The sequence below is a fragment of the Nonomuraea sp. KM90 genome, assembly GCF_052246675.1.
Classification (GTDB): Bacteria; Actinomycetota; Actinomycetes; order Streptosporangiales; family Streptosporangiaceae; genus Nonomuraea.
In genome coordinates this window covers 1-5,823 of record NZ_JBQQCB010000261.1, presented here as the reverse complement: position 1 = coordinate 5,823, position 5,823 = coordinate 1, and the positions used below count along the sequence as shown (strand labels likewise).

The following is a 5,823-nucleotide window of genomic DNA, read 5'->3' as shown; positions in this document are numbered from 1 at the left end:
CAGGTCGGACGCTGGTGGGTGGTGCCGAAGAAGTTCGCCATCGCCTGGGCGAAGTCCTTCAGGGCCTGCTGCTGCACGATAATCGATCCGGCGCGCAGCCAGGCGAACGCGGCTCGTGCCTGGGTGAACTGCCGGCACTGCTCGGCAAACCCCGGCGCGCTCTTACGGCCCGGCTTCCAGTGCGCGTGCTGCTCGACGGCCAGATTCCCCACGAACCGCGCGTGCCCGCAATGCTCCAGCATGATCGCCTCTTGGGCAGGCGAGGGCTGAAGCCGATAGCGGGACATGCCGACCAAGCTACCGACCACCACCGACAAAACCAGGACCCCACAGTGGCCCGCCATTCCGCGTTTCCTCCCCGCCCTCAAGGACGGGGTATCCACGCTGCAAGTACCCGGTGAGACGGCCGCAGCAGACCGACCCGGATTCACGAGCACATCACCCTGTTAGGACCACAACGTACGGTGCTCATCGCATTGGCGATTGACCGAGAGAGCGAAGTCCAGTGAGGACCGACCCGACCACCCGCACATACCCCTCGCATCGGCAAACCGACCCCGAACCCGTGCCGGATCGGGGTCAGCGGGTGGGGATGAGCAGGTTGCGATTGCGCAACTGGCGGGTACGCTGGCGCCTTGTTGCGCTGATCGCCATACCCACCATCGCAGGCGTCGTGGTGGGTGGCGGGCAGATCGTCGCATCGATCAGCACCGCGCAGCAATATCAACAGGTCCTGCAGAAAGCGGATCTCAGTGCTTCCATCACCGACCTGACCCATCACCTTGAGCGGGAGCGTGATCACGCCGTTCACTACGTCGCAGCCGGGCGTCGCCCACAGCGAGGACCGGCGCTGCGCGAGCAGTTCGGCGTGGTCGATACGGCAGCGGCCAAGGTCAAGCAGAGCGCTGCGGCCATCACCATGGAGCACGGCCTCAGCACCTGGACCATCACCCAGCAAATCCTGGGCCGCCTTGACGAGATCCAGATCACCCGAGACACCGTGCTCACATCCCAGCTGTCCACGCTGCCCACGCTCACGAAGTACTCCCAGATCATCGCCACCCTCCAGCACATCCATGAGCAAGTCAGCCATGGTGTGCAGGACGAGCCGCTCACCAACCGGGTTCGGGCACTCACCGCGCTGGTCAAAGCCAAGGACGCCGCCTCTCAACAGCGAGGTCTGCTCGCAGGTGTCGCCTCGGTCGGGTTCTTCCAAAGCGGCGAACTTGACGCCCTGATGGCTGCACATGCGCAGCAAGAAAGTGAACTCATCGTCTTTCGCAGCTCTGCCACCCCCGCCGAACTCCAGTTCTACGACGACTCCGTTACCGGCGCGCCCGTGGACGCGGCCGCGCTGTACCGCGTCCGCGCGCTGACACAGGCCCGCGACAACATCCGGCTCGACCTCGACCCCGGCAGCACCGCCGACCCCGACCGCTGGTTCACCGCCATCACCGGCGGCATCGACGGGATGCGCACGGTGGACAAGCGCCTGACCGACTCCATCACCGTAGAAAGCCGCGCCCTGGAAGAAGCCGAGTTCCGCCACGCCGTGCTGGTCGGTGCGGGCATCGCCATTTTGCTCATCATCGTGCTCACCACCACGTACGTCGTGGTGCGGTCGTTGGTCAGGCCCCTGCGCACGCTGCGCACCGATGCCTTGCGGATTGCCGGACACTATCTACCCGCCATCGTGCGCAGGTTGCACGAGACGGTCGGTGGGCCACCGCCCGTCATCGTTCCCATCGGCGTCGACTCCCACGACGAGATCGGTGAGGTGGCGCGGGCCTTCGATGAGGTGCACCGCGAGGCGGTCCGGCTGGCGGGCGAGGAGTCCCGGCTGCGCAGCAACGTCAACGCGATGTTCGTGAACCTGTCGCGGCGCAGCCAGACGCTGGTGGAGCGGCAGATCACCCTGATCGACGGCCTGGAGCAGGGCGAGCAGGACGAGCAGCGGCTCGGCAACCTGTTCAAGCTGGACCACCTGGCCACCCGCATGCGCCGCAACAGCGAGAACCTGCTGGTCCTGGCCGGGCAGGAACCGCCGCGCCGCTGGACCGAGCCGGTCAAGCTCATCGACGTCGCCCGAGCCTCGCTGTCGGAGGTCGAGAACTACGAGCGCATCGCGCTTCAGGTGCCCGACGGGGTCTCCGTGGCCGGGCAGGCCGTCAACGACGTCATCCACCTGCTGGCCGAGCTGTTTGAGAACGCGCTGTCGTTCTCCCCGCGCGAGACCAGGGTGACCGTGTCCGGCGGCCTTAACGACGGTGGCGGCGTGATGTTGTCGATCACCGACTCCGGCATCGGCATGACCCAGGAGGAGCTGGCCCAGGCCAACGAGCGGCTGACGGACGCGCCGAGCGTAGACGTGTCGGTGTCGCGGCGCATGGGTCTGTTCGTGGTCGCCAGGCTGGCACACCGCCATGGCATCCGGGTGCAGCTACGCCCGCACGAGCACAGCGGGTTGACCGCCATGGTGCTGATCCCCGACGCCCTGCTCAGCATCTCACACGTCGCGATACGTCCCGGGGCCTACCACCAGGCCACGTACACCGATCCCCGGATGGCCACCGCGGCTACCCCCGTGGGTGCCGGCCCCTCTGCCCCCTCTATCTCGCCCGCAGGGTCGTCCTTTGCCGAACCGCAGCCGCACGCACCGGGGACTTGGCCCGCCACCCCATCCGGCGCCGTGGTCGACCCGGCGGCCCTGCCCACGCCTGTTCCAGGCCAGGGTGGCACGCCCGGTACCGGCGACGTCTGGACCCGAGCCCCGGCCGCGCAGCCGACGGCGCGTCAGCAGCCGATGACCTGGATGAGCACGGACTCGCCGCCCGCCGGACCCTACGATTTCGCCAAGCCCGAGGAGACGACTGGTCCCGTTTCGCTGGTCACGCCGCGCCCGGGCGGGGAATACTTGCCGATCTTCGCCGCCGCGGCGTCCGCCTGGTTCGCACGCGAGGCTTCGGACGGTTCGTGGGGGACAGGCCAGACGGATGAGGGCTGGCAGGCTGCCCAGGTGGTCGTGGAGCCCGCGCGCGAGGGAGCGACGGCCGCTGGCCTGCCCAAGCGCGTGCCGAAGGCCAACCTGGTGCCCGGAACGGCCACGGCGCAATCGGTGCCCAAAGGCGTCACACCCGCTGTGGCCCGTAGCCGGGAGACGGTGCGCAACCGCCTGGCCGACTACCAGCGCGGGTTCAGGCAAGCGCGCGACAATCTCGCCGCGAGGAGTGCACAGCAGACAGGGCCGCGTGATAGCGAGGCGACATCGTGAACACCATGCGGGAGTTGGCTTTCGAAGTGGACTGGTTGCTCACCCGCCTTCTCGATGAGGTTCCCGGGCTCGACCATGTCTTCGTGTTCTCCGCCGATGGCAGGCCGATCGCGCTTTCGCGGCCCGTGTCGAACCGGCAGATTCACCAGGCGGCCCGCGTTGTCGCCTCCTGGGGGACGGTCATGCACAACCTGGTGCCGCAGCTTGGTTGCGGACCAGCCCGCCAGATCCTCGTGGAACTGCAGCAGGGCGCGTTGCACGTCACGTCGATCAGCGACGGCTCCTTCCTGGCGGCGTTGGCCTCCACCGAGTGTGTCCCTGCTCTGCTGGCCTATGAGATGACGAGGCTGGCCGACGCCCTCGGCCAGATGCTCACACCAGCCGTGCATCGAGAGCTGCGCACCCTCTGCTCCTGCGGAGGGTGCGGGGGCACCGGCCGCGTATGGCCCGTGCTCAACTCGGGCGCCGTCGTCGGGTTGAACCATGTCGGTGGGGACATCGTGTGAGGCGCTTCGCTCTGTGCCCGCACGCTCCCGCCCCCCTACAAGGGGACCCGATCACGGGTGATCCGCTGGCCCCATGCCTTCGCCTGGCCCGTCACGGGGGGTGCCGCGAATCTGAGCCGCCGCGCCCACCGGTCCGGTTGAGCCAAGGAACTGGTTGGCGACGGTCGCCCTGAACCGGAGGCACACCCCCTTGGTACGCACGCCCCGAAACGGAACCGGCTGGAAGCGGCATCCGCGCGCCATCAGCCGGTATCCCCTGTACGGCGAGACACCCCCAAAAGAAGGCCCATCAGAAACCAACCTTCCGAGAGAGCCATGGCCCCAAGTCGCAAGCGCCGACCTGTACAGAACACCTATCGAGGATTAACCCGTCAGCAGCGCATGCGGGAACGCAGGAACCGATGGATCGCCGCAGCAACGGCCCTCTTCGCTGTCCACGGGTTCAGAAATACCTGGCTGGAGCATATATCCGCCCATGCGCAGACGAGTCTGCGATCGTTCTACGACTTGTTCTCCAGTAAGGAGGACCTGCTGGCGGCCGTAGTCGAGCGGTGTCTCGCCGATCCCATCGACAAGATCCGGCAAACTCTCGCTTGGGTCGAGGACGACCCGAGCGCTCAGGTGGCCATGGCAGTCGCGGAGTACATCCGGCACGTGACCAGCAACCGGGGCATCTACCGGATCCTTTACCTGGAAGCCGTTCACATCCAGCCCGAACACGTACGGCCTGACCCGCTCGTGGCCGTACTGAGCCATACGCTGAGTGGCCGCTTCGCTGGGATGGCCACGCAGGACCTGCAACTGCTCTGGGCGGCTTTGGGTGGCGTCGTCCAGTTTCTGTTGCACGCCTGGAATGAGAGCGGGTCCGACGACGCTGACGGCACAGGCAGCGCGCAGGACCTCATCGACGACGTGATCGGATTCTGCGCACCGCTTCTCCCACGTCTTGACACTGGTGCTCCTGCACCGGCTGACCGATGGGCCGGGCTACGCAGTCGTAGCGGTGTGGTCCCGACGGCGGATCCGGAGCACGACACGGTGACACCTGACGACGACTCCACCCGAGCGGAGTGGGGACGCGCACCGTCGGAGTCACCGCGCGGGTGAGCCGTCGCTTTCCGCCACCTGAGGGAAGCGTCTCGTCGACTGGGCAGCATGGACAGGGGTCCGTCGACGACGCACGCCGGGACGTGCCCAGCTGGCAGCACCAGGCCAACCTGCGCGGCGCCCTACTCGTCCCAGGCCGTGGAGAGCCCCGCCCCTGCCGGGGTTTCGGCGGCACCACAACCCGCACCCGACCTGAGAGTGCGCCAGCACCCATCAGGGCAGGGCCACGGCGAGGTATCGGTAACAGCCTGAGTGTCCGTTTCGTGGAGTGACTGTTCTGGGGCTGTATGAGGGTCTGGAGACTCGCTTGAGACTGGGAACAGGCACGACCTTCGAGATCATGAGGTTCTCGACGCGCCTAATGATCACCAGAGAAGACCGTGCCTGTCGCCTCTTGATCGCCGATCAGTGCTGCCCTGGGTCAACTGGCCGAGCATGGGCAGGTGGCCGCCTCCGCCGGTGACTGCCTCAGCCTGCTGGAATGCTTCCAACGCCTTCCCGATCCCCGTGATCGGCGCGGAGTCCGGCACGCGCTAGGCGTCGTTGTTGGCCGTCGCCGCGGCTGCAGTGCTTGCAGGGGCGCGCTCGTTCAGTGCGATCGGGGAGTGGATCGCTGATGCGCCCGCGCAGGTGATGGCCCGTCCTCGGCGTCCGGCGGGATCCGCTGAGCCGGGCATGGCAGCCGCACCATCCTCGGCCTCACATAACCAAAGAACCGGACAAAACATCCACTATGCCCTGGCGTCCCAGGTAGGCGCGTGGTCGATGTCAGGATAAGGACAACTGGCCACCACGAGCTAATCGGAGGCGACGATGGGTGTAGCTCCCTCTCAGGGACTGTCTGATCTGGGTTGTTGAGGTCTATCAGAGGAGTGGCGACTACCTCTGTCGCGGGTCTGGATGGTCACAAGTTTTGATCACCCTGCGGTGCAGGCTGAT

General features: G+C 66.9%; 4 protein-coding genes. 3 read left to right on the top strand and 1 reads right to left on the bottom strand.

Features of this window, described 5'->3' with window-relative positions:
- On the bottom strand, window positions 1-287 hold a 287-nt coding region (locus ACTWPW_RS62690), incomplete at its 3' end, for a helix-turn-helix domain-containing protein (protein ID WP_443174796.1).
- Window positions 288-601: 314 nt separating this feature from the next.
- Between ACTWPW_RS62690 and ACTWPW_RS62685 the strand changes: the two genes are divergently transcribed.
- The 3 genes from ACTWPW_RS62685 (at window position 602) to ACTWPW_RS62675 (ending at window position 4,884) form a co-directional block, all read left to right on the top strand.
- A complete protein-coding gene (locus ACTWPW_RS62685; RefSeq protein ID WP_443174795.1) occupies window positions 602-3,271 on the top strand; it encodes a sensor histidine kinase in 2,670 nt (889 codons plus the stop codon).
- Window positions 3,272-3,276: 5 nt separating this feature from the next.
- Window positions 3,277-3,777, top strand: coding sequence for a roadblock/LC7 domain-containing protein (locus ACTWPW_RS62680; protein ID WP_443174797.1), 501 nt, complete (start codon window positions 3,277-3,279; stop codon window positions 3,775-3,777).
- Between the two features lie 315 nt (window positions 3,778-4,092).
- Window positions 4,093-4,884, top strand: coding sequence for a TetR/AcrR family transcriptional regulator (locus tag ACTWPW_RS62675; RefSeq protein ID WP_443174794.1), 792 nt, complete (start codon window positions 4,093-4,095; stop codon window positions 4,882-4,884).
- The last annotated feature ends 939 nt before the right edge of the window (window positions 4,885-5,823 follow it).

Coding starts and splice junctions, on each gene's coding strand:
- ACTWPW_RS62680 (WP_443174797.1), top strand. CDS start 3,277: ATGCGGGAGTTGGCTTTCGAAGTGGACTGGTTGCTCACCCGCCTTCTC.
- ACTWPW_RS62675 (WP_443174794.1), top strand. CDS start 4,093: ATGGCCCCAAGTCGCAAGCGCCGACCTGTACAGAACACCTATCGAGGA.